General features: G+C 69.0%; 20 protein-coding genes and 5 pseudogenes. 15 read left to right on the plus strand and 10 right to left on the minus strand.

The window, feature by feature from the left end:
* The first annotated feature begins 493 nt into the window (after window positions 1–493).
* The 3 genes and pseudogenes from B118_RS32340 to B118_RS33840 form a co-directional block, all read left to right on the plus strand.
* Complete coding sequence (locus tag B118_RS32340; RefSeq protein WP_196235208.1) at window positions 494–670, plus strand: hypothetical protein; 177 nt, start codon at window positions 494–496, stop codon at window positions 668–670.
* A 260-nt stretch (window positions 671–930) separates the two neighbouring features.
* Window positions 931–1,920, plus strand: coding sequence for a hypothetical protein (locus tag B118_RS0106395; RefSeq protein ID WP_028192530.1), 990 nt, complete (start codon window positions 931–933; stop codon window positions 1,918–1,920).
* 80 nt (window positions 1,921–2,000) lie between these two features.
* A pseudogene (locus tag B118_RS33840) lies at window positions 2,001–2,432 on the plus strand (transposase); the annotation flags it as partial.
* Between the two features lie 177 nt (window positions 2,433–2,609).
* Here the strand turns inward: B118_RS33840 and B118_RS33845 are convergent.
* Window positions 2,610–5,151: pseudogene (locus B118_RS33845) on the minus strand (RCC1 domain-containing protein).
* 360 nt (window positions 5,152–5,511) lie between these two features.
* Here B118_RS33845 and B118_RS27985 point away from each other — a divergent pair.
* Window positions 5,512–6,174 (plus strand): annotated as a pseudogene (locus tag B118_RS27985) (IS110 family transposase); the annotation flags it as partial.
* Here B118_RS27985 and B118_RS29930 read toward each other — a convergent pair.
* A pseudogene (locus B118_RS29930) lies at window positions 6,160–6,510 on the minus strand (cell wall anchor protein); the annotation flags it as partial. The pseudogenes B118_RS27985 and B118_RS29930 sit on opposite strands and share 15 nt — an antisense overlap.
* A 472-nt stretch (window positions 6,511–6,982) precedes the next feature.
* Here B118_RS29930 and B118_RS0106415 point away from each other — a divergent pair.
* A complete protein-coding gene (locus tag B118_RS0106415; RefSeq protein WP_018222310.1) occupies window positions 6,983–7,339 on the plus strand; it encodes a YciI family protein in 357 nt (118 codons plus the stop codon).
* Between the two features lie 83 nt (window positions 7,340–7,422).
* Window positions 7,423–8,589: an RNA polymerase sigma factor gene (locus B118_RS0106420; protein WP_028192532.1), complete on the plus strand. Its 1,167-nt coding sequence runs from the start codon at window positions 7,423–7,425 to the stop codon at window positions 8,587–8,589.
* Between the two features lie 53 nt (window positions 8,590–8,642).
* On the opposite strand, the gene B118_RS0106425 is transcribed toward B118_RS0106420, so the two are convergent.
* On the minus strand, window positions 8,643–9,623 hold the full coding sequence (locus B118_RS0106425) for a calcium/sodium antiporter (RefSeq protein WP_018222312.1): 981 nt from the start codon (window positions 9,621–9,623) through the stop codon (window positions 8,643–8,645).
* Window positions 9,624–9,856: 233 nt separating this feature from the next.
* Between B118_RS0106425 and B118_RS0106430 the strand changes: the two genes are divergently transcribed.
* Both B118_RS0106430 and B118_RS0106435 read left to right on the plus strand, forming a co-directional pair.
* Window positions 9,857–10,585 (plus strand): HAD family hydrolase, encoded by a 729-nt coding sequence (locus B118_RS0106430; protein WP_027648110.1) that lies wholly within the window; start codon window positions 9,857–9,859, stop codon window positions 10,583–10,585.
* Between the two features lie 14 nt (window positions 10,586–10,599).
* Entirely contained in the window at window positions 10,600–11,181 is a 582-nt protein-coding gene (locus tag B118_RS0106435) for a GNAT family N-acetyltransferase (protein WP_026185642.1), read from the plus strand.
* Here the strand turns inward: B118_RS0106435 and B118_RS27990 are convergent.
* From B118_RS27990 to B118_RS0106450, 3 genes and pseudogenes are all read right to left on the minus strand, one after another.
* Window positions 11,085–12,194 (minus strand): annotated as a pseudogene (locus B118_RS27990) (MFS transporter); the annotation flags it as partial. The gene B118_RS0106435 and the pseudogene B118_RS27990 sit on opposite strands and share 97 nt — an antisense overlap.
* A gap of 6 nt (window positions 12,195–12,200) precedes the next feature.
* Window positions 12,201–12,854, minus strand: coding sequence for an MOSC domain-containing protein (locus tag B118_RS0106445; protein WP_028185444.1), 654 nt, complete (start codon window positions 12,852–12,854; stop codon window positions 12,201–12,203).
* Window positions 12,855–12,907: 53 nt separating this feature from the next.
* Window positions 12,908–13,315 carry a nitroreductase family deazaflavin-dependent oxidoreductase gene (locus B118_RS0106450; RefSeq protein ID WP_018222316.1) on the minus strand — a complete coding sequence of 136 codons (408 nt, stop codon included), beginning with the start codon at window positions 13,313–13,315 and terminating at the stop codon, window positions 12,908–12,910.
* An 85-nt stretch (window positions 13,316–13,400) separates the two neighbouring features.
* On the opposite strand from B118_RS0106450, the gene B118_RS0106455 reads away from it, so the two are divergent.
* A complete protein-coding gene (locus tag B118_RS0106455) occupies window positions 13,401–14,408 on the plus strand; it encodes an ADP-ribosylglycohydrolase family protein (RefSeq protein WP_018829039.1) in 1,008 nt (335 codons plus the stop codon).
* A gap of 218 nt (window positions 14,409–14,626) precedes the next feature.
* Window positions 14,627–14,884 (plus strand): DUF5999 family protein, encoded by a 258-nt coding sequence (locus B118_RS0106460; protein WP_018222318.1) that lies wholly within the window; start codon window positions 14,627–14,629, stop codon window positions 14,882–14,884.
* Window positions 14,885–14,920: 36 nt separating this feature from the next.
* On the opposite strand, the gene B118_RS0106465 is transcribed toward B118_RS0106460, so the two are convergent.
* On the minus strand, window positions 14,921–15,460 hold the full coding sequence (locus B118_RS0106465; protein ID WP_028192533.1) for a GNAT family N-acetyltransferase: 540 nt from the start codon (window positions 15,458–15,460) through the stop codon (window positions 14,921–14,923).
* A 372-nt stretch (window positions 15,461–15,832) separates the two neighbouring features.
* Here B118_RS0106465 and B118_RS0106475 point away from each other — a divergent pair, with 372 nt between their 5' ends.
* From B118_RS0106475 to B118_RS0106490, 4 genes are all read left to right on the plus strand, one after another.
* Window positions 15,833–16,432: a biotin transporter BioY gene (locus B118_RS0106475; RefSeq protein ID WP_018222321.1), complete on the plus strand. Its 600-nt coding sequence runs from the start codon at window positions 15,833–15,835 to the stop codon at window positions 16,430–16,432.
* Window positions 16,433–16,654: 222 nt separating this feature from the next.
* Window positions 16,655–16,987, plus strand: a complete 333-nt coding sequence (locus tag B118_RS0106480) for a FeoA family protein (protein ID WP_028192534.1) — start codon at window positions 16,655–16,657, stop codon at window positions 16,985–16,987.
* Entirely contained in the window at window positions 16,984–18,927 is a 1,944-nt protein-coding gene (gene feoB / locus B118_RS0106485) for a ferrous iron transporter B (protein WP_028192535.1), read from the plus strand. The genes B118_RS0106480 and feoB overlap by 4 nt, the downstream gene beginning before the upstream one ends.
* Window positions 18,928–18,932: 5 nt before the next feature.
* A complete protein-coding gene (locus tag B118_RS0106490; RefSeq protein WP_028192536.1) occupies window positions 18,933–19,490 on the plus strand; it encodes a NifU family protein in 558 nt (185 codons plus the stop codon).
* On the opposite strand, the gene B118_RS0106495 is transcribed toward B118_RS0106490, so the two are convergent.
* The 3 genes from B118_RS0106495 to B118_RS0106505 form a co-directional block, all read right to left on the minus strand.
* Window positions 19,471–20,127, minus strand: a complete 657-nt coding sequence (locus B118_RS0106495) for a class F sortase (protein WP_026270471.1) — start codon at window positions 20,125–20,127, stop codon at window positions 19,471–19,473. The genes B118_RS0106490 and B118_RS0106495 overlap by 20 nt on opposite strands.
* Window positions 20,124–20,957 carry a DUF4397 domain-containing protein gene (locus B118_RS0106500; RefSeq protein ID WP_018810301.1) on the minus strand — a complete coding sequence of 278 codons (834 nt, stop codon included), beginning with the start codon at window positions 20,955–20,957 and terminating at the stop codon, window positions 20,124–20,126. The genes B118_RS0106495 and B118_RS0106500 overlap by 4 nt, the downstream gene beginning before the upstream one ends.
* 317 nt (window positions 20,958–21,274) lie before the next feature.
* Window positions 21,275–22,123 (minus strand): hypothetical protein, encoded by an 849-nt coding sequence (locus B118_RS0106505; protein WP_027646617.1) that lies wholly within the window; start codon window positions 22,121–22,123, stop codon window positions 21,275–21,277.
* 249 nt (window positions 22,124–22,372) lie between these two features.
* On the opposite strand from B118_RS0106505, the gene B118_RS0106510 reads away from it, so the two are divergent.
* A complete protein-coding gene (locus tag B118_RS0106510; protein ID WP_018810299.1) occupies window positions 22,373–23,806 on the plus strand; it encodes a DEAD/DEAH box helicase in 1,434 nt (477 codons plus the stop codon).
* The last annotated feature ends 48 nt before the right edge of the window (window positions 23,807–23,854 follow it).

Genomic DNA, 23,854 nt, shown 5'->3' on the forward strand with positions numbered 1-23,854 from the left:
ACTACGGCCGTTCCGCCCGGTCCGCCAGAGCACGGCGAGCGTATGACCGGGTCGACCTAACGGGCGGAGTCTAGGAACGCGGTGGGGCCACCCAGGGGGCGCCACGCAGCGGATCATCGAACGACCTTGAGTCGTCGCCGGCGCCCGCGGTCCTTGTAGACCGGCGCTGTCAGGCCATCGGCGTACCCGTTTACATACCCAGCGTCGTAAACCTGTCGGCGAAAGTATCGAGCAGCTAGCAAGCTGGTACGGCTGACTGCTGTTAGGGCAACCGCAGTGGAGATCTGTCGGAACTGGGTGTCGTGGCCTGACGCATGGTGTGGTAAATGACCCTCCGCTGAGTGTCGGACAGGGAACGTGAGTCGAGCATATGTGCTACCCGGATGGCCAGGGTTCTCGTGACGTGTCGTGTGTGCCCTCCCCGTGACTGGGTAGGGGCGGCCGCAGCCGGAGAGTCGGCCATCTCGCCATCATCGAGGGTGGGGGTACGCACATGTTCCGGCTGTTCCGCCAACGCCGCCGTTCCGCGCGGTTGAACGCCACCGGTCCCACCACCGTGTACGTTGCGCGGGCCGGCGCCTACCGCCCGCTGCGGGACCAACCGACGGTCATCATCGACAGCCGGCCGTCGTTGACCCCGCTTGCCCGGCAGCGGACCTGCCGCCGGTGATGGCCACCCGAGCCCGGCCCAGCCCGGCCAGCCGGTCGGCGGTCCAGCTACGTAACCGGATGATCCTGATTAGCGACCCGAACCGCAGGTCACAGCCGCATTCCACGGCCAGATACAGACATGCTTTTGCAGCGGTCACCAAAGATCATGTACTTGACGCCTTATCCGCATCTGTGGTCCTAGCTGCGCAAACGCCGCCAACGGAAGTGCCGCTGGAATATTAATCTCGAGGTATGCCCAACCGTAGGTTTCACCGGTCATTGCCACCGCAGGCCGTGTCGGCGCCCTCCGACATTCTGACATTCGTCCTCTCCGGAGTGGCGGCTGTGCTGCTCACTCGGGCATATCTTCAGGCGACCGGCTTCCCGCAGTTCAACGCCGGAGGCCTACGCATCGCGCACGTGCTCTGGGGTGGTCTGTTGTTGACCGTCGGCTTTGGTGTTGTGCTGGTGTTCCTCGGCAGCAGGGCGCGCTTCGTCGGCGCGATCTTCGGCGGAATCGGGTTCGGGCTCTTTATCGACGAGGTCGGCAAGTTCGTCACCGCCCAAGCCGACTACTTCTACGCACCGGCGGCCGGGATCATCTACGCGGCATTCGCCCTCCTCCTGGTCATCACCCAGGCGCTCCGGGAACGGACCAGGTTGTCCCGCACGGAACGGACGGCGAACGCCCTCGACACGGTAATCGGGGGTCTCGACAAGGGATTGTCTGATCGGCGTAGAAGCGCGGTACTGCGGCTGGTCCGCGACTGTGGTCCGGACGTGACGGAGGCGGTGGCTCGGCTGCTGGCGACCGTACCCCGGCGAGAACCATCCCTAGCCCCACTCCGGCGAGCATGGGCACGACGTACCCGGCAGGCGATGGCCTGGGTGGTCAGAAGCCGGTGGATGGTCGGGTTGGTGGTGGTCTACCTGCTCGGCGAGCCGCTCGTCGTCGTGGCACGGGTCGGGGTGGAAATAGTCGTTGGAGATCTACCGAACCAGCAGGAGTGGGGTGCGGTGCTAGGGGTCGCGGCTTCCGCGCTGGCCACTGCGGTGCTCAGTATCCGCGGGGCGCTGCTGCTGCCTCGCGACGAGGTGGGCGCCTTCCGGTTGTTTAGGCTCGCAATCCTGGTGGACCTGCTGTTCGGTCAGGTATTCAGCTTTACCGTCCACCAGTTCGGGGCGCTCGTCGGGCTCGCCATCGACCTATTCCTACTTGCGGTGATTACCGTCAAGTATCGTGAGCTATACCGGAATGCATCAGCGTGAAACCTGAGGCGACAACGGCCATTGAGGAGTGCCCGAGCAGACGGTAGCGGTGGATCGGCCTTCGATGCCCCAACAGCCAGTTCCGCAGCGCCTTGGACGAACGCGGGATCGGCTACATCATGCAGGTCAAAGGCGATGGCCTCGCTCACAAGCCAGACGTGCGGCCAGCCGAGCGGGTGTGGTCCGGGCGGGGCCGACCGCCGACCCGCACTGAACCGCGCTACCCCAAGACCGCGGTCAGCCTGACCGAACACGTTCGCGCCGCCGGACCCGAGGCCACGGAGACGATCACTTGGCGGCAAGGCTCCAAAGGTACGATGAGCTGCCAGTTCGTCGTCCTGCGGGTCCGTCTGGCCGGGCACTACCGCGAACTAGAGCCCGGTCTCGGCCTGGACCACTTCGAAGGCCGCTCCTGGGCCGGCTGGCACCGCCACGTCACCCTGGTCGCCGTCGCGCACCTGTTCATCACCGAACCACGCCTGGGCCCAAAGGCGGCTGGCCGGCCTGACCCTTTACACGATCATCCGCGAGCTGCAACGACTCCTCGCGACCTGGGCCGGCGCCTGCATCACCTGCCACCAACCCGTGAAACCGCTACACCGCAACAAACGCTACCGAACCGGGCGTACGCCTCGATCGGCTCCGGCAGGGGCGGACGGGTGGCGATGTGGGCTGGTGGCACCTTGGTTCTACCTGGCCCGGTGTGGTGGGCGTCGGCGCGCGGCGTAGCTGAGGATGACACCGGCCAGGATGGAGAGGGCGGCGGCGCCGGTGGTGGTGGTGATGTTGGGGCCGGTGATGGGTAGGTCGGGTTCGTCGGGTGGTGGGGTGATGGTGAGGTTTACCGGTGTGGATTGGCTGTTGGGGCAGGTGTTGGTGCTGGTGTAGTGGGCGGTGAGGGTGTGGGTGCCGGGTGGGAGGGTGGTGGTGTGGGTGGCGGTGGCGGTGGTGGTGGTGGTCAGGGGTGTGGTGGTGAGGGTGGTGGTGTTGGTGGTGGTGGTGGTCAGGGGTGTGGTGGTGAGGGTGGTGGTGTTGGTGCGGAAGGTGATGGTTCCGGTGGGGGTGTCGATGTTGCAGGTGACGGTGGCGGTGAGGGTGGTGTCCTGATCCGCTGTCGGGTTGGCTGGGGTGACCTGCAGGGTGGTGGTGGATGTCGGTGGTGCGGTCAGGGCCAGGCTGTGGGCATCGCCGGCGGCGACAGCGGTGATGGTGGTCGCTGGCGGTAGGTCGACGTTGACGGGTGTGCTGCTGTTGGTGGTGGTGCCGTCGCCCAGCTGACCACTCGAGTTTTCGCCCCAGGCGAGGACGGTGCCGGTGGAGGTGACCGCCAGACTGTGGAGGTTGCCACCGGTGATGGCGGTGACGGTGACGCCGGTGGGCAGGTTGACGTCGACGGGTGTGCTGCGGTTGGTGTTGGTGCCGTCGCCCAACTGACCGTCGAAGTTGTCTCCCCAGGCGAGGACGGTGCCGGTGGAGGTCAGCGCCAGGCTGTGTTCGTCGCCGGCGGCGATCGCCGTGATGGTGACGCCGGCGGGCAGGTTGACGTTGACGGGTGTGCTCTTGCTGGTGGTGGTCCCATCGCCCAACTGCCCCCCGAAATTGGCACCCCAGGCGAGCATGGTATCGGTGGACGTCAGCGCCAGGTTGTGGTCGCCGTGGGCGGCGATAGCGGTGACTGCGACGCCGGCGGGCAGGTTGACGGTGATGGGTGTGCTTCTGTCGGTGGTGGTTCCGTCGCCCAACTCGCCGTCGTTGTTTTCGCCCCAGGCGAGGACGGTGTCGGCGGAGGTCAGCGCCAGGCTGTGGTCGTCGCCGCCGGCGATGGCGGTGACCTCGGTGCCCGGCGGCAGGTTGACGGTGACGGGTGTGCTGCGGTTGGTGTTGGTGCCGTCGCCCAACTGACCCTCGGAGTTGTCTCCCCAGGCGAGGACGGTGCCGGTNATCCGCTGTCGGGTTGGCTGGGGTGACCTGCAGGGTGGTGGTGGATGTCGGTGGTGCGGTCAGGGCCAGGCTGTGGGCATCGCCGGCGGCGACAGTGGTGATGGTGGTCGCTGGCGGTAGGTCGACGTTGACGGGTGTGCTGCTGTTGGTGGTGGTGCCGTCGCCCAACTGGCCGGACACGTTTTCGCCCCAGGCGAGGACGGTGCCGGTGGAGGTGACCGCCAGACTGTGGTGGTTGCCGCCGGCGATGGCGGTGACGGTGGGGCCTGCGGGCAGGCTGACGGCCACCGGCGTGGTGCGGTCGATCATGGTCCCGTCGCCCAACTCACCCTGGTCATTCTGGCCCCAGGCAAGGACGGCGCCGGTGGACGTCAACGCCAAACTGTGGTCGCTGCCGCCGGCGATGGCAGTGACCTCGGCACCCACCGGCAGGCTGACGGCCACCGGCGTGGTGCGGTTGGTGGTGGTCCCGTCACCCAGCTGACCACTCGAATTGACGCCCCACGCAAGGACGGCGCCGGTGGATGTCAACGCCAAACTGTGGTCGCCGTGGGCGGCGATGGCTGTGATGGTGACGCCTACGGGCAGGTTGACGTCGACGGGTGTGCTGCGGTCGATGATGGTCCCGTCGCCTAGCTGGCCCCCGAAATTAGAGCCCCACGCGAGGATAGTGCCGGTGGACGTCAACGCCAGACTGTGGTTGTTGCCGCCGGCGATGGCGGTGACCTCGGCGCCCACAGGCAGGCTGACGGCCACCGGCGTGGTGCGGTTGGTCATGGTCCCGTCGCCCAACTCACCCTGGTCGTTCTGGCCCCAGGCAAGGACGGCGCCGGTGGACGTTAACGCCAAACTGTGATCGTCGCCGGCGACGATGGCAGTGACCTCCGCGCCCACAGGCAGGCTGACGGCCACCGGCGTGGTGCGGTTGGTGGTGGTCCCGTCACCCAGCTGACCACTCGAATTCGACCCCCAGGCAAGGACGCCGCCGGTGGAGGTGAACGCCAGACTAAAGTCACCGACGGCGGAGATGGCCGTGATGGTGGTTCCCGCAGGCAGGTTGACTGCCACCGGCGCGGTGCGGTCGGTGCTGGTCCCATCGCCCAACTCACCCTGGTTGTTCTGGCCCCAGGCAAGGACGGTGTCCGACGCGACGGACAGTGATGGCGTGTCCTGCGCGGCCGCGGGCCACACTGCGACCAACTGCGTGACCATCACCGCCAACACCAGAAGGAGCCAGCCGGTGATGGCCCGGCCCGCGCCACCGCCTGCCCATCGACAGGGTCTCCCCATTGTTCCTACCTCCACGCCGGCAAATACCGCTAATAGGACATAGCAAATTTTCTACCAACTGTCACTGATGTATGCGGAGAAACACCCTCAAGGGGACATCTGGCTCCGCCGCCGGTCGCCCCCGTTACCTTGTTGATCGTCCCCAGCTGGGGACCCTCGGTTGCCCGGCCCGGTATGACTTTCTGCCCCTGTCGTTTGGATGATCCGGGGGGTGTTGTCGCCGGGTCGGGTGGCGTCGGTGGACCGCTGATAGGGACACGGCCACCCGTGTTGGGGTAGGTCTCTTCGTAACGTGACTGCCGGCAGTCCGACGCCCTGACTGCGGCCGAGGCCACGATCCGATACGTGGAGGCGGGTGCGGTGCACGACGGATACGGCGTCTACCTGGGCTTGGACGTCGGTAAGGGTAATCATCACGCGGTCGGGCTGGCCCCGGACGGCAGACGGCTGCATGACGCGGCGTTGCCGAACACCGAGGCCCGGCTGCGGCAGCTGTTTGACAAGCTGGCCCGCCACGGTCGGGTGCTGGTCGTGGTTGACCAGCCCGCCTCGATCGGCGCCCTGCCAGTCGCGGTGGCCCGGGCGTGCGGTCAACAGGTGGCCTACCTGCCCGGCCTGGCCATGCGACGCATCGCTGACCTGCACCCCGGTAGCGCGAAGACCGACGCCCGCGACGCCTACGTCATCGCTGACGCGGCCCGCACTCTGCCCCACACCCTGCGGCGGGTCGACACCGGCGACGAGGCCCTCGCCGAGTTGGAAGTCCTGGTCGGCTTCGACGACGACCTCGCTGGCGAGGCCACCCGGGTGTCCAACCGGATCCGGGGTCTGCTGACACAGATTCACCCTGCGCTGGAACGGGTCCTCGGCCCGAAAGTGCACCACAAGGCCGTGTTGGAGCTGCTGTCGCGCTGCGGTGGACCGGCCGGTCTACGCAAGGCCGGCCGCCGCAAACTGCTGTCCATCGCCGTCGCCCACGCGCCCCGCATGGGTCAACGGCTCGTCNACGGGTGTGCTGCGGCTGGTGGTGGTGCCGTCGCCCAACTGACCGTCGGAGTTGTCTCCCCAGGCGAGGACGGTGCCGGTGGAGGTCAGCGCCAGACTGTGGTCGCCGCTGGCGGCGATGGCGGTGACCTCAGTGCCCGCGGGTAGGCTCACGGTGACGGGTGTGCTGCGGTTGGTGGTGGTTCCGTCGCCCACCTCGCCGTCATCATTTTCCCCCCAGGCCAGGAGGGTGTCCGACGCGGTGCCGGACGGTGCTGGCGTGTTCCGTGCGGCCGCCGGCCACGCGCCGGTGAAGGCCTGCGTGGCTGTCACCGCCAACACCAGAAAGAACAAGCCGACGATGGCCCGGCCCACCCGACCCGCGCCGGCGCTCCGGCCTGGCCGCTGGCAAAATCTCCGCATCACTCTTACCTCCCGGCAGGCATCGCCAATCGGACAGACGCTAGTGTCAACCAGCTATCCCACATAGATGCGGAGAAACGCCCTTAAAACGACATCCAACCCTGCCGCCGGTCCAAAACCGACAAGAAACGACAGGTGAGGGGCCTTTCAGCCGTCCCCAGGTGGGACGACCTCCACGCCTCACTCGGCCACCGTCGTTCCGGGACTCCACCTTCATCAACACCGATACAACCGGAGTGCAGCAGGTCGTGCCGGCGTACATCGGGGGGCGCTCGTGAGCGAGACCGGCCGAACGCCGGCGGCGACTCTCCCGACTGCCCGGGCTGAAATAAGTCGCGACGCACGGTAGAAATCAGGGCGGGCCGTTCGTCGTAGGGGTCAGCCACCCGACGCGGTTGGCTGACGAGGCGAAGAAGGTGGGCAGATGAAGTACCTGATGCTGGTGTGTGTCAACCGGCCGGCCGACGGGGGAGCGGGCGACCTCGGCCGTCCCGTCGGTGCCGCACCGGACGAGATGGACGTTGACACCTGGGTCGAGGAGATGGACGGCCGAGGCGTACGGCTGCTGGGCGAGGCGATCCGTCCGGGAAGCGACTCAACGACGGTTCGCGTCCGCGATGGCAAGGTTCTGCTCACCGATGGGCCGTACGCCGAGACGAAGGATGTGATCGCCGGTTTCGACGTACTCGACTGCACCGACCTCGACCAGGCGGTGGAGGTTGCGTCAAAGCACCCGATGGCGCGTAGCAATGTGGTCGAACTGCGGCCGTTCTGGGAGTAGGACTGAGCACCGACATCGAGGCGGGCCGGGTCAGCGCGGCGGTCGCCGCCGCCTACGCCGACGACTGGGGGCGGATCGTCGGCATGCTGATCCGGCTCGCCGGAGACTGGGAACTGGCGGAGGAGTGCGCCCAGGACGCGTTCGCCGCGGCGCTCACCCGCTGGCCGACGGAGGGGATACCGGATCGCCCCGGGGGATGGCTCGCCACCACGGCCCGTAATCGCGCGGTGGACCGGCTGCGTCGCTCTGCCGTGGAGGCCGGGAAGCTGCGCGACGTGTCCCGGCTGGGAGAGCCGGCCCCGGTCGGCTACTTCCCCGACGAACGCCTTGAGCTGATGTTCACCTGCGCGCACCCGGCGCTCACCGGTGCGGCGCAGGTCGCACTCATGTTGCGCTACCTCGCCGGGCTCCGGACAGCGGAGATCGCCCGAGCTTTCCTGGTGTCGGAGCACACCATGGGGCAACGGTTGTTCCGCGCGAAAAACAAGATTCGCCATGCGGGGATCCCGTTCCGCGTCCCGCCGGCTCGGCTGCTACCGGAGCGACTGTCGGCCGTACTCGCGGCGCTCTACCTGCTGTTCAACGAGGGCTACGCGGCGACCGCCGGCACGAACCTCGTGACCGCTGCGCTCTCCGGCGAGGCGATCCGGCTGGCCCGCCTCCTGACCACCCTGATGCCGGCTGAGCCCGAAGCCCGCGGGCTTCTCGCGCTCATGTTGCTGCACGACGCCCGCCGTTCGTCCCGGGTTGACCAGCACGGCGACCTGGTCACCCTGGCCGACCAGGACCGTTCGGCCTGGGATCAGGCCCAGATCACCGAAGCAGTCGTCCTGCTCGAGCAGGCACTGGCGCGGCGCCGCCCCGGTGCCTACCAGGTGCAGGCGGCGATCGCCGCGGTCCACGCCGAGGCGCCCGCGGCGGCGGCGACCGACTGGCCGCAGATCGCCGGCCTGTACGCGCAACTCGCCCGCCTGGCACCCAGCCCGGTCGTCGAGCTCAACCGGGCGGTGGCGGTGGCGATGGCCGACGGGCCCGGAGCTGGGCTGGCGTTGGTGGATCGCCTGGCCGCCACCGGAGAGCTCAACGACTACTACCTGCTGCCGGCGACCCGGGCTGACCTGCTGCGCCGGCTGGGGCGACACGCCGAGGCGGCCGCCGCCTACCATCGGGCGCTTGAGCTGTGCGGGACCGACGCCGAGCACCGGTACCTACGCCGACGCCTGCGCGAGGTGTCGGCACCCACCTCGTAGTCGGTCCAACGCCGGCTGGGTAGCCGGGCTTCTGCGCGTGGCGGTCTCGCCGGCTACGTGGACAACAACAGCGGTATCGTCAGCACATACGCCGCGAGCAGCACCGAGCCTTCCGGGCGGGTGAGTGTATAGCTCCGGCGGAGCAGTATCCAGGCCGCCACCGCGGCCAGGCCCATCACCAGGACGAGCGCGACACTGGTGCCGGGGACACTGCTCGGGGCGGCCAGGGCGATCACGGCGCCGCCGACGAGGCTGTTGAACAGGTTGGAGCCGAAGAGGTTGCCCACAAGCAGGTCTGACTCACCCTGTCGTTGGGCTTGAATCGTGGTGACCAGCTCCGGCAGCGAGGTGCCCACCGCGACCAGGGTCATCCCGATGATCAACTGGGGAACCCCCAGGTCGGTGGCGATGGCGGCGGCGTTGACGACCAGCAGCTGTGCCCCGGCCAGGACCCCGACGAGGCCGAGTACGGTGCGGACCGGCTCCCACCGGGCCAGCGGTTGCCGCTGCGCCGGCGTCGGGTCGACCGTGGTGACGTCCTCGCCCTCCACGTGCTCCACCACGTCCCGGGCCAGCGGGGTGGCTTCGTCCTCGCCCGCCCACCGGATCAGCAGCCACAGCGCACCGGCGGCGGCGACCAGCAGCACCACCCCGGTCACAGCTGTCAGTCCGGTCCAGGCCAGGAGGCCGAAGAGCAGCACAGCGCCGACCGCGAGCCGTGCCTCGCGGTAGATCACCGTTGACTTCACGGTGACCTTGGCGACCAGTGCGGCGACGCCGAGGACCATGGTCAGGTTGAGAATGTTGGAACCCGCGATGTTGCCCAGGGCGATGCTTGTGTCGCCGCGGGCCGCAGCTACTCCGGAGACCAACAGCTCCGGTGCCGAGGTGCCCAGACCGATCACCACGACGCCGACGACGACGGGTCTGATCCGTAGCCGGTGGGCGAGCCGGGACGCGCCGAGCACGAGATGGTCGGCGGCCACGGTGAGTAGCAGCAGACCGGCGACGGCGAGGAGAATTCGGAACATCATGACGGGCTCATGTGCGGCGTTGTCCTCGCTATCCCGTTGACCGGCGCCTGGTGTACCGGAGCCCAACCTACTGCCCTGGTCGACCCTTGTGGGCCCGGACGGTACCGGAACCGCGTGTGCCCCGGCGATCGATCGCGGGAGCGGGATGTTCGCGGCTGCGGGCTCCGCTACCGGGTACGACGGCGGCGACGTGACCCGCTCCGGTGGGTGGCGGAGGGGACTAGCCTCAAGCCGTGATCGAGGCGGTGCTGTGGGACGTTGACGACACCCTTTTCGACTTCACTGGCTCGGATCGGCGGGCGCTGTCGCGGCACTTCCAGGCGGAGGGCCTACCCGGGTCAGCGGCGTCGGTTGAGCGTTGGCAGCAGGTGACCGAGGTCGCCTACGGTCGGTTGGCTGCTGGGGAGCTCACGTACGAGGAGTGTCAGCGGCAGCGGGTTAACGGGTTCCTGGGGCGGACGCTGGACGACGTGGAGGCGGACGCGTGGCTCCGGCGCTACACCGCGCTGTTCGAGCGTGCGTGGACGGCGTTCCCGGACGTCACGGCCGCCCTCGCGGCGCTGCCGTACCGACACGGGATCCTCTCCAACTCCAGCACCGCGCATCAGGAGCGCAGACTGACCGCCCTGGGGCTGCGTCACCACTTCGAAGTGCTGCTCTGTGCCGACCGGCTTGCCCGGGCGAAGCCGGATCCCTCGGCGTTCCTGGCCGGCTGCGAGGCACTTGGGTTGCCTCCGGACGCTGTCGCCTACGTGGGCGACCAGTTGGACACGGATGCGGTGGCGGCTCGGGACGCGGGACTTGTCGGAATCTGGCTTGATCGTGCACGATCAACAGCCGCGGCGACGTCGAGGTCGACCGTACCGGTGCCGGTCGGTGTGCACCGGATTCCGAGCCTCGCCGACCTTCCCCGGCTACTCGCCGCACCGGGTGAATGGGGCCACGGGTTGTCCCGTCCATGATTGGAGCCCTTGCGATGTCGTTTGAACTCCAGCCCGTCCTGACCGGCGAACTGCTCACCGTAAGGCCCCTCCGGCCGGCGGATTTCGATGAGCTGTTCGCTGTCGCCGCTGACCCGCTGCTGTGGGAACAGCATCCGCAGCCGGAACGGTGCCGAGAGGAGGTGTTTCGCGTCTTCTTCTCGGATGCGCTCGCCTCCGGCGGCGCGTTTGCGGTGATCGACAAGAGGGCGTCTCGCCTGATCGGTTCATCGCGGTATCACGGCTACGATGTGGATCGTCGCGAGGTCGAAATAGGCTGGACCTTCCTTGCGCGTTCCCACTGGGGCGGGTTTTACAACAAGGAACTCAAGCAGCTCATGCTGGATCATGCTTTCCAGTTCGTCGATACTGTTGTCTTTCTTGTCGGTACGGAAAATCTTCGTTCTCGGCGGGCGGTGGAGAAGCTCGGCGGGGTCCTGGCCGGGCCGGGCCAGGACCGGGGCGGGTCGCCCCACGTTCGCTACCGGATCGGGGTTGAAGACTGGTCCGGCGAGCGTGCGGGTATCGCCGTCTCGGGCGGCGTCGGCGGCGGAGGTGAGCTGGGCCCTCCGGATTGAGCAGTGCCGACTCCGGCCGGAGAGTCGATGCGCCGTGGCGGCCTGGGCCGCGGGTACGGTGGCGGCCCTTCGGCCCGGCGGAGCAGCCACCAGGCGACAGCGGCCACCCCAAGCAGTCCGATGCCGGCGATGAGGAACACACCGGCCGGCGAGGTCGCCTCGAGTAGGGGGCCGCTGATCAGGTAGGCCGCGGTCTCCGCGAGGAAGACTGGGCCGTAGATCGCGCCGAAGACCCGGCCCAGCTTGTCGCTGTCCACGTTCTGGCCGATGGCGGTGTCGGTGGCGATGTTCTCCAGGCCGTTGCCGGCACCGGCGATCGTGTAGAGCAGCACGATCAGGATCAGCTGGCCGGCGACGCCCACGGCGATGAGGCCCAGGGCCGAGCAGCACAGGCCGATGAGCAGCAGCCGCGGGCCGGGCGGCTGCCAACGGGTCAGCGCGAGCAGCAACGGCACGAGCACCATTGCCAGTCCGTAACCGCCGGTCGCCACCCCGACCCAGGTATCGGTGCCGCCGTGGTCATCCTTGATCAGGAAGACCAGTCCCACGCTGTCCCAAGCCGCGAAGAAGACACCGAGAAAGAGGGAGAGCGCCACCGCCCGGGCAACGGCGTGCCCGGCCACGTAACGCAGGCCGGCCGTGAGGTCCGCGACGAACCGCGTGGTACGGCCGGCAGCACCGGGACCGCCGCCGACCGGCGGCAGGAAGAACAGCACCAGGGCGGAGAGTAGGTAGGAGGCCGCGTCCAGGGCGAAGGCGGCGCGCGCTCCGGCGGCCTGGATGAGCACCGCACCGACAACCGGCCCGACGGCCAGCGCCACATTGTGCGAGAGCCCGAGCAGTGAGTTGGCCTGCACCAGGCCGGACCGTTCCACCAGCCGGGGCACACAGCTCTTGCCGGCCGGCAGGAAGCAGGTGGTCAGCGTGCTGGTGAGCAGGATCAGGGCGAGGAGCACCGGAAAGGGCGGCAGGGCCACCGCGATCAGGCCGACTGTCCCGAACCGAATCAGGTCACCTCGTCACCGCGCACGTTCCCGTAGCGTTTGCCGGAGATCGTCGGGGAGGCCCTCGACCTCCGCCAGCGCGGGCAGCAACTCCGGCTCGGTCAGGTACGCGTGGAAGGCCACCGCGATTGTTACGCCATGGGCCGGTCGGTGGAGCACCGAAACCGGATCTCCGGCTTGCACCTCTCCCGGCGTGACGACCCGAAGGTAGGCGCCCGGCCGATTTTCCCGGGTGAACCGCTTCACCCACTGCGGCTCCGCCATCTTGGCCTGGAAAGTCGCGCACGGCATGCGGCCAAAGGTCGGCTGAAGTTCGAGCTGCTCGCCGATGCGCCAGGTCTCGCCGATCACCGCACCGTTGACGTCAACGCCGGCCGTGGTCAGGTTCTCGCCGAAGATCCCGCCCGGCAGCACCCGGCCAAGTTGGGCCTCCCACCAGTCGTAGTCCTCCCGGGCGTACGCGTACACGGCCTGGTCGTCGCCGCCGTGGTGCTCGATGTCGAAGATCTGGTCGCCGACCAGGCCGCTGTGCAGGCCGGTGGTTTTCGGCCCGGGAGCCCGGACCGCCACGGGTCCGTCGACGGGCTGCTTGTTGATGCCGGTGACCCCGACCCGCTTCGCGGTGCTGCGCTCCGGGACCGCCAGGTTGACCGAGAGGATGCTGCCCATGGGCAGCAACCTATCCGTCGGTCTGACGTGGAGCAAAGGAGCCCGGGCGCGGTTTACGAGGCGGCTTCCAGCACCACGACGGGAATTTTCCGGTCGGTCTTGGCTTCGTACTCCGCGAAGCCCGGGAAGGCCTCCTTCTGGGCGCTCCAGATGCGCTCCCGCTCGTCCCCCGCGGCGACCCTGGCCACCAGGTCGAACGTGTCCGTGCCGATCTCCGCCTTGACCTGCGGATGGGCCCGCAGGTTGTGGTACCAGTCGGGGTGGCTGGGGGCGCCGGCCTTGGAGGCGAACACGGCGTAGCCATGATCTAGCTTCTGGTACATCACCGGGTTCAGGCGCGGCTGGCCGCTCCTGGCGCCCACCGTGTGCAGGAGCAGGAGGGGCGAGCCCGCGAACTGGCCGCCGACCTGGCCGTTGTTTTCGCGGAACTCTTTGATGATCTTTTCGTTCCAGTCGTCCATGATCTCTCCTCGCTGGCGTACCGGTCCGATTATCGTCAGTCTGGCACCTCCGCAGTGCCATCCGTTGGGCTACCATCCCCCCGATATGCGAGAGCCGACCACGCCGAATGCGGCGTCCGGGTGTCTGTTCGGGTTGGCCTACGGCGACGCCTTGGGCGGACCGACCGAGTTCATGACGGTCCCGGACATCCATGCCCGCTATGGGCCCGACGGCCCGCGCGAGTTGGCGGGCGACCCCGCGCCGGTTACCGATGACACTCAACTGACCCTGGCGGTCGGGATGGCGCTGTTGAGTGCGTCCACGCCGACGGCCGAGGTGTTGGAACCGTTGTTTCGGGAGCGGTTCGTGCAGTGGGCGGCCAGCCCCGACAACAACCGCGCACCGGGAATGACCTGCCTGCGTGCCTGCGGGAACCTCGCCCTCGGCCAGCCGTGGACCCAAGCCACGATGATCGGCTCGAAGGGCTGCGGCGCGAACATGCGGGTCGCGCCGGTCGGGCTCGTCGCCGGCTACGACCTGGACACCCTCGCCGGGGTGGCGCAGTTGCAGGCCGCGATGACCCATGGGCACCCCACCGCGCTCGCCGCCAGTGAGCTGACCGCGTACGCCGTGCGGCTACTGCGCGACGGCGCGGAGCTGCTATCCCTGCCCACGCTGCTGCGAGCCCGCGCCCACGACCAGCGCACCGTCTACCGGGCCGAGTGGTTGGGTGCGCTGTGGCAGCAGCCCGCCGTCGCCAGTCCCGCCGACTACCTCGCCCGTGGCTGGGACGAGTGCCAGCACGTACTGGATCGGCTCGATCTCGCGCTCGCCTCGGCCGACGACGGCGCGGACGCCTGCCGGATCACCGGCGCCGGCTGGATCGCCGAGGAGGCCCTGGCCACGGCACTGTTCTGCGCGATCCGGCATGCCGACGATCCGGTGTCCGCCCTTGCCCGCGCCGCCGCCACCTCCGGCGACTCCGACTCCATCGCCTGTCTGACCGGCGCGTTCCTCGGTGCCGCCTTCGGTATGGCCGCGTGGCCGGAATCCTGGCGTGATCGAATCGAGTACGCGGGCGAACTCGCCGCGATGGGCGAAGCCTGGGACTGATCCTTCAGTTCGTGATCAGGCTTATTCTGCCTTACCCCACGTACCCTATTTTTTATGATCTATCAATATGTGCGTCAGAATTCTGCCGTGCGTGTATCAGTCCGGGGGTGGGCCGCCTCATCTGTTCAGCGATGACGTAGCGAATTGGTAGGAGGCGGCCACCCCGTCCGTTCCGAGTGCCAGCGCGGCTGAGTCGCCCAGTTGAGAGGAGAACCGGCATGCACACCGTCGACCTCGCCCTCCGAGCCCGGCCCAACGCCAACACCCCGTGCAATCACCAGCCGACGTGTCCCGCCGCGAGCGCGGTCGACCACGAGGCGGCCCGCATCATCGCGTCTCACCCGGAGCAGGGCTGGAGTCTGCGCTGTAACGGCGTGATCGTGTTCGATGACACCGGTGAGTTGATGCCCGACAACAGCCCGGTCGCCCCGCACCGTGGCCCGGCTCCGCACTGGGAGAGCTACCGCGGAGAGTGACCCGGATGCCGCTGATCCGCCGTCCGTACGGCCGGGTCAGCCGGTCGGAACCCAAAACCGAAGCTTCTCGCTGCGTTGATCGGCGAAGATCCCGCCGTTGCGCTCGATCACCCTACGGGAGGCGACGTTGTCCACGTCGCAGGTCACCAGGGCGGACGTGATGTCCAGGTGGTACGCCACGGATAGCGCGGCGGCCAGCATCGCGGTCGCGTGGCCCTGTCGCCGTGCGGTTGGTCGCACGTCATAGCCGATGTGCCCGCCGAAGTCCCGCAGGTACGGGGTCAGGCGATGCCGGATCGCGAGGCGGCCGAAATAGGCGTCGTCCTGGGTCCACCACAACGTGGTCGACGGTACGTGCCCGTCCGGGCGCGGGGAGTCCTGAAGACTCTGATTCCGTAACCAGTCGACGTAGCTCGCGAACCCGGCGGGAGTTGACCAGTGACGCGAGAATTCGCGCAGCTCGGACCCGATCATGCTGCGGTCTTCCGCGCTGCCGCGTCCCTCGGCGCGGAACTCGGCCATGGCGGCAACGAACGATTGATGTACCCCCACGGTGGGCCGGCTCAACTTGGGCATGGCGATATCAGTATCGACTCTGCCGGTTGGCCGCACCCGTATTTCGGGCGTGGTGGGGGGTGGGGGTCGAGCAGGCCGGATGGCCCGGGTCGACGGTGTTTTCGTCGCCTACCGTCCCGGGCGTGAGTGATCAGCCTGACCGTGCCGCATGACGGGTTGAGGAGCGCGTCGCTGACCTGACCGGCATCCCGGCGCACCGTCGCGGCCGGCTTACTGGTCGATCCGGTCACCTTCGGTCGGAGCCTGACCACCGGTGCGCTCCGATGTGGTCTCGCGCCCGTGGGCGGACGCCCGGGCCGGCGGCAGTGCTGGGAGGATCCACACGATCTGTAGGGACGCCACCGGTGTCGGTAGGGACAACAGGAGGATGGAATGGCAGACGGTTTGGTGCTGGCCGCCGGCCCACGCGTCGGCGTGTTGGCGGACGCGTGGGGTGGTTCCGTGGCGCGGGAGGTCGCCCTGGTTGTTGGTGGGGCCGCTGTCGTCGGTGCCGCTGCGCAGGTGTCGGTGGCGATTCCCGGGTCGCCGGTCCCCGTCACCGGGCAGACCTTCGCGGTGCTCCTGGCCGGGACCGCGCTTGGGTCGGCCCGTGGGGTGGCGAGCATGCTGCTCTACCTGGTGGCGGGGGTGTTGGGGGTGCCGTGGTTTGCCGACGGGGCGCACGGCTGGCCGTCCGCGACCGCGGGCTACCTGCTGGGCTTCGTGTTGGCCGCGGCGGTTGTCGGCCGGCTGGCCTCGGCCGGGGCGGACCGGCGGCCGTGGCGCATGTTCGGGCTGATGGTGTTCGGGAACGTGGTGATCTATGCGGTTGGTGTTCCCTGGTTGACGGTCGCCGCCGGGATGGACGTGCGGACCGCGCTCCTGTTGGGCCTCGTTGCGTTCCTGCCGGGGGACCTGCTCAAGGCACTGCTCGCTGCGGGCCTGCTACCGGGCTCGTGGCGCCTGGTGCGCCGGTTGTCCGGGAGCGCGTGAGCGAGTTCGTGGACCGGGGTGGCGCTCCTCGGCCTGGAACTTTGGCGGGGAGCCCGCCGGTCGGTCCCGGGCGGGGCCGTGATTGCACCAACCGTGATCATCGATTTGGGTGCGGGTTGCTGGCCTATGGTTGTCCCGCGAACAGGGGCCGAAGGGCACGTCCCAGCGAGTTTTCCTGAGGTTAGCCTTACCTAATTTAGGTGAGTCTGGCTGGGGGCGTGCATGACGAGCAGGACGTTCGAACAGGGGACCGACGGACGGCCCGGGGCCGAGGCCCGGCACGGCGATCGGCCCCGGGGCGAGGCCCGGTGCGGCGAAAGGACGCTGGCCGACCTGACGCCGAGCGCCACGGCACAGGTGGTGAGCGTCTCGGTGCCCGGTTCCCCAGCTGTCGCGCGGCGCCTGGCCGACCTCGGCTTCACACCGGGCGCGAAGGTCCGAATGCTGCGCCGGGCACCGTTGCGCGACCCCCTGATCTACCTGGTGAAGGACTACGAGATCTGCCTGCGTCGGGCGCAGGCGTCGTGCGTGAACGTGGTCGCGGTGGACCGGTGAGCAGCTCCTGCCACGAGAGCGGTCAGCCCGCGGCCCCGATGACCCAGCTGCCGCAGGTGGCCCTGGTCGGTGCCCCCAACGCCGGAAAGACGAGCGTGTTCAACGCCCTCACCGGCTTGAACGCCAAGACCGGAAACTATCCCGGGGTGACCGTGTCCCGCTTCGCCGGGACCTGCCGGGTCGGCGACCGTAGGTTCGCCGTCGAAGATCTCCCCGGCTCGTACGGGCTGGACCCGGTCAGTCTGGACGAGCAGGTTCTGGTCGATGCTCTGGACGGCAACGGCATGCGGGCGCCGGACGCGTTGCTGATCGTGGTTGACGCGACGACGCTGCGGCGCTCGTTGGGATTCGTCGCGCAGGTGCTGGCCCGGGGCCTTCCCAGCTGCGTGGTACTGACCTTCACCGACGAGTTGCTCCGTCGCCAGGGCGCGGTGAATGTTGACGCGCTGAGCCAAGCCCTGGGAGTGCCGGTGGTCGCGGTGGTCGGCCACCGGGGGCACGGTCTCGCTGAGCTGCGGGAACAGCTGCTCGACTGGAGAGACTGGCCGACACCGGTGATACCACCACCGGTGGACCCGGGTGAGCGGGACGCCTGGGTGGAGTCCGTCCTGTCGTACGCCGGGTACCGGGCGGCCCAGCCGCACGGCCACACCCGACGGCTCGACGCGGTGCTGCTGCACCCGATCTTGGGTACCGTGGTCTTCTTCGCCGTGATGGTGCTGTTCTTCCAGACGGTCTTCACCCTGGCCGCTCCGCTTCAGGGAGGGGTCGAGGCGTTCTTCGGCGTACTGTCGGGCTGGGTGTCGGTGCACGTCACCAATCCGTGGCTGTCGGGCCTGCTCGGAGATGCCCTGATCGGCGGAGTCGGCGGCGTCCTGGTCTTCCTTCCCCAGATCATGCTGCTGTTTCTGCTGATCTCCCTCCTCGAGGGCGTCGGCTACATGTCCCGCGCGGCGTTTCTGATGGACCGCGTGATGGGCCGCGCCGGGCTGGAGGGACGCGCCTTCGTGGCGCTGCTGTCCTCGTTCGCCTGCGCGATCCCCGGCATAATGGCCACCCGCACCCTGCCCTCGGCTCGGGACCGGATCGCCACGATGATGGCGGCGCCACTGATGACCTGCGCCGCGCGGCTTCCCGTCTACGTGGTCCTGATCGGGCTGCTGGTCGACCCCACCGCCACGTTCGGTCCGTTTGGTCTGCAGGGTCTGGTCATGTTCGGGCTGTACCTGCTCGGTGCCGTCTCGGCGATGCTGGCCGCGTGGGCGTTCAAGAAGTTCGGTGACCGTCGTGGCCAGCCGACACCGTTCTATCTGGAGATGCCGCCGTACCGGCTGCCCGCGCCCCGGGCGGTTCTGCTGGCGGTGTGGGGTGCGGCGAGTTCGTTCCTCCGCAAGTGCTCGACCATCATTGTGGCCACCACGATGGTGCTGTGGTTGCTGCTGAATCTACCGCTGCACTCGACCGAGCAGCTGCAGGCGGCGGGCGTCGACACCGCTGATTCGGCTGCGGTGTCGGCCCATGTCGTTGACCACAGCTACGCCGCCGAGGTCGGCCGGCTGGTGGCGCCGGTCTTCGACCCCCTGGGCTTCGACTGGCGGATCAATGTCGGTGTGCTGTCCGCCCAGTCGGCCCGGGAGACCTTCGTCGCCACCCTCGGCCAGGTCGCGGCGGCCGAAGACCCCGAAGAACCGGGCGACGCGCTGCGGGCCATGACCTACTCGGACGGCCCGCGCGCCGGTCAGCCGATCTTCACCGCACCGACGATCGCCGCGCTGCTGGTGTACTTCGCCTTCGCCCTCCAGTGTGTGGCGACCGTCGGGGTCATCCGGCGGGAGACCGGCACCTGGCGATGGCCGCTGGTGGCCTTTGGCTACCTCACCGTGACAGCCTGGCTGCTGGCCTACCTTGCCCGGACCGTCACCGCCGTCTTCGTGGGGTGACTCGGATGGTTCCCCTGCACCCGCAGCGCTGCGCCGACGAACCGGACCTGCTGCGCTGGGTCATCCCCGCCGACCTGCTCGACTCGGTCGGCGTTGTCGCCGCGGCCCCGCCACCGCTGGCGGGGCTGCTGGCCGACGGGACCCTCGCCGAGCTCCGGCTGGAACCCGCCGCCGTGGTCACCCGCCTCGGCCCGCGGCGCAGCTGGATAGACCAGGGGCCACGGGTACGCGGCGCGCTACACGCCGCGCTCGGGGAACCCGACGGCTGGCACGTCCTACCCGATTCCGGTGCGTGGGCCGGGGAGGCGGTGCTGCGTACGCTGGCCCAGCAGCTCCTCGATGGGCCGGTCGGACAGTTCGCCGCCGCGCACGGCGGTCGGATCGACCTCGTGGAGGCGCGGGACGACGTGGTCACCGTCCGGCTCGCCGGTGCGTGCAACGGCTGCCCGGCCGCCCGCAGCACCCTGCACGGCCAACTGGAACGTCGCCTCCGTCAGCGCTATCCGGCGCTGCGCGCGGTCGTCGACGAACCGACCCGGTCGATCAGGCCGGCACCGCGGTGACCACGAGGTTGTCGCGGTATCGGCGGGCGTCGGCGTCAAAAGGCCCGCCGCAGGTGATGAGGGTCAAGCGCTGGTCGCCGTCGCGGGCGAAGTACTGGTCCAGCGGAATTCTGGTCTTCTGGTACTCCTCCCGGGCGATCACCCGGTAGGCGCGGTCTTGGCCGTCGCTGCCGGTCACGGTCAGGGTGTCCCCCTGGTCCAACTCCCGGAGCCGGAAGAACGCGCCCTTGCCCTGGGTGGAGCTGTCCACGTGGCCGGCGATTACCACTGACCCCGCTGGGGCCGCCAGCCCCGGGCCGTAGCGGTACCAGCCGACCTCGTCCACGCTGGGCGGTACCTCGAACTCACTGGTCTGTGGGTTGATGCCGACGGCGTTCACCGTGGCGGTCACCCCGATTGTCGGGATCCGCAGGCCGACCGGCGGAACAACCTCGGCGCCGGTCGGCAGTGCACCCCTGCGTACCGGTACCGGCACCGACGTTCGGGCATCTGCGGGGGCGGTGCTGGCGAGGGCGGCCACCTCGTCCGCGCCGACATCCGCCGCCGGCCGAGCGGCAACGGCGGCCAACGCCGCGACGGTGAGGGCGGCGGCACCGGCGGCCATTGCCGCCAGCCCTCCGCGATTGCGCACCGTCACCGGTTGTTCCTCCGGGCGGTGACGATCCGAGCTCTTCCACCGACAAGTAGGAGGGCGCCGGCACCGGCCAGGAGGTACAACCAGGTGTTTGCCTTGGTGTCGGCCAGGCCGCCGTCGCCGCTGGGGACCCCGGCCGGGGTGGAGTGCAAGCCGGTGATGGTCTGCGCCACGACCTCGAGGGTGCCGGCATCCGCCGAGCCGAACGCGTAGAGGATCGTCGCGGTACCCTCGGTCAATTCCAGGTCGGCGGGGCCGATCGTGACGGTATCCGTGCCGGCGAGTACCGCATCCGCCTGGATCGTTCCGGCTTCCATATCGGCCTTGGCCTCGTTCGAGTTGGTCAGGTTGGTGAAGACCGAAGTGCCGCCGGCCCGTACGTCCATCGCCGGAGCGGCAGCGATGTGCCGGGCGATCAGCCGGGACTTGCCAGCGTCCACCTTCGAGGTGTCGTTGACGAAGGAGGTGAGCTTCGGCTGGCCGCTCGCGTCCAGGTGGGCGGCCATGCTGATGTTGGTTCCGCCCAGCACCTCCGCGTCGGCAACCGTGAGAAACGCGTCGGCCACCGGGTCGCCCGGCTTGGTCAGCGCGATGTCGTACACGCCCGCCGCCAGGCTCAGTGGGCCCGCCACCTCGCCGGGCGCGAAGTTGTCCAGCGTCTTTTCCCCATTGAGGTACACGTCGACCGGGATGCCCGGCATGCCATGGATCGCAGAGACCTCGGCTGTGGCCACCGCGTACGCCGGGGTCGCGTTGAGCGCACCGACTCCGGCGAATGTCAGCGCGGCGAGCACGCCACCGGCGGCCACCCGGCGGGAGTACGAGAGCTGCATGTCTGCCTCCTGATGATAAGTCGTGATTAGTCAGGTTAGCTGGTATGGGGCGTTACGCTCGCTCCACACAACCTGGACGCGGCCAGAAAATAATTTGCTTTTCGACGTCGCCGCATTCACGCGGGTATCAGTCGATGAGTAACCCGGCGGAGGGCAGCCATTCGGCACGATAAGGAGTCACATCCGGCGCGGCGTGCAGTGCCTGAACGCGGATAGGAGGTGGATGGTGCAACACCTGGACTGAAGAACTTTGGCGCGTCTCAACCTGGGTGCCGCGGCCCCGCTGCATCGGTTGTCGACGGTGAACTGGGCTGCGACTAACTGTGTCGTTGCCAGACGGACCGCAGCGAGTCCCAGTTGCCACCGAGGCTGTCGCAGAGTACGTCCACAAAGACAGCGGTATCGGTGCCGTCGGGGTTCCACCAGATGCCGCAGAGAGCCGGGATCTCGCCGGTCGGGGTGGTGTACTCGACGTACAAGCCCGGCGTGCCGGTGACGCCCCCCAGTTTGTCGCCGGGCTCCTCCGCATCCGGGCGGTCGCTCGCCGAACTGCGGGCGATTCGCTGCCGGAAGCTCAGGTCGGCAGCTCGCCCCTCGGCCGAGTCATACGCGACAAAGTGGAGATACATGCCGCCGTCCCGGCACAGCACGTGGGCGCGCTCGCCGGGGCCGAGGGGTGGACCGCCATCGTCGGTGTTCGCGACGCAGCTACTCATGTCGGCGAGCCACGGCTCCGCCAACGGGATCAGGTCATCCGGGAACGTCGCGCGGTTGGTGGCGGCGAAGACGTTGGTGGGTTCCTCGGCCGGCTCTTCGGGCGGCGCCGCGGCCGGTTCCTCGGCGGGTGCGTCCGACTGCGGGGCGGCGGCCGGGGCGCTGTCGGGGGCAGTCGCTCGGCCGAGGACGAACGCGCCAGCCCCGGCCACCAACGCGCCAGCGAGTACCCCGACGATCACGCCGAGCAGCAGCTTCCCCCGCTGCGGGGGTGGAGACGGCACGATTCGGCGCTGCGGTGCTGGCGCGGCGAGGTCACCGGAAAGAGGTGGTGCGGCGAAACCGCCCGAGACCGGCTGTGTGCTCAGACCGTACTGGTCGTGGCCGCCGGAGTCAGGCGTATGCTCACCGTCGGACCAGTATTCCCGTCCGGGGGCCGCTCCATCATTCACGTGCGGCACGATATCAGCGCCTATCGAACCCCCACAGACCCGTTGGGAGATCTATTCACTCTGCTGGGAGTGTGCGGATGGCGATGTACGGCAGACCCATGGTGGGTAACGCGCTCCGGAAACAGCGTCGGCTAGACTTGGCGCGAGGCCCTTCCAGCAGGACGATCGGGTTCGATGCCCACGTCAGACGCCGCGACCGAAACGGTCAGCGCCGGGCGGGACGGCCCCCCTTCAACCTTCGGAGCCTCCATGGCGGCAAGCCGCCCACGCCAGAACACCTCGCCTGAGTCCCAGCGCACCCTGCCTGACTCGCTGACCTTCACCGACCTCGGCGTCCCCGACCCGCTCAACCGCCAACTGGCCGCGGCCGGGGTGGAACGGCCGTTCCCCATCCAGGCCGCGACCCTGCCGGACGCGCTCGCCGGACGGGACGTGCTCGGCCGGGGCCGTACTGGTTCGGGCAAGACCTACGCCTTCGTGCTGGCGGTGCTGACCCGCCTGGCCGCGAACACCACGCGCCGTCGCCCTGGCCGCCCCCGGGCGTTGATCCTCGCGCCGACCCGCGAGTTGGCCACCCAGATCGACCGCGTGATGGCGCCGCTCGCCCAGGCACTGTCGCTTCGTACGATGGCCATCTTCGGTGGCGTCGCCGCCCGGCCCCAGATCGCCGGGCTCCAGGCCGGGGTCGATGTCCTGGTGGCCTGCCCGGGACGGCTGACCGACCACGTCGAGGCCGGGCACGCGCACCTGGACGCCGTTGAGATCACCGTCTTGGACGAGGCCGACCACATGGCCGATCTTGGCTTCCTGCCCAGCGTACGGCGGCTGTTGGAACGAACCCCGCGCGGCGGGCAGCGGCTGCTGTTCTCCGCAACCCTGGACTCCGGCGTCGATGTCCTGGTGCGGCGGTTCCTCACCAAACCAGTCGTGCACAGCGTCGACTCAACGCTGTCGCCGGTCACCGCGATGACCCACCACGTGCTGCACGTTCAGGCCGAGGACCGGTTCGCCGTGTTGGTCGAGTTGACCGCCACGTCGAACCGTACCGTCGTGTTCACTCGTACCAAACGGGGTGCGAAAACCCTGGCTCGACGGCTGGCCGCTGCTGGGGTCAGCGCGGTCGAACTACATGGCAACCTGGCCCAGGGCGCCCGTACCCGGAATTTGCGGGCATTCGCCACCGGGGAGGCGCACACGCTGGTCGCCACCGACATCGCCGCCCGGGGCATCCACATCGACGACGTGGCGCTGGTCGTACACGCCGACCCGCCGGTGGAGCACAAGGCGTACCTGCACCGCTCGGGCCGTACCGCTCGGGCTGGTGCGGACGGGACCGTCGTGACTCTGATGACCGACGCGCAGGTGACGGAGGTGCGGGCGTTGACCCGCAAGGCTGGCATCACCGCGACCACGAGGCGACTGCGCCCGGGCGACGCGCTGCTCCGCGAGATCGCCCCGGGCGAACGCCGGTTGACCCCCCAGCCCGTACCGCCCCCTGGTGGCCCACAGCCGGAGGCGCGGCCCGCTCACGGTGGCCGGAGACAGCGCGGCGGCAAACCGGCGTCGACTCCGACCCGCTCCGCACCGACCCGCTCCACACCGACCAGGTCCGGGGCGACCCGGTCCGGGGCGGCGGCCTTCTCCAGCCGGTCCCGTCCGGGTACTCGCCGCAGCGGACGCTAACCGGCGGGTCCACGGAGCCACCCTGGGGCATACGCCTCGTCGGGGAGC

It is taken from the genome of Salinispora pacifica CNR114 (assembly GCF_000514775.1).
Classification (GTDB): Bacteria; Actinomycetota; Actinomycetes; order Mycobacteriales; family Micromonosporaceae; genus Micromonospora; species Micromonospora pacifica.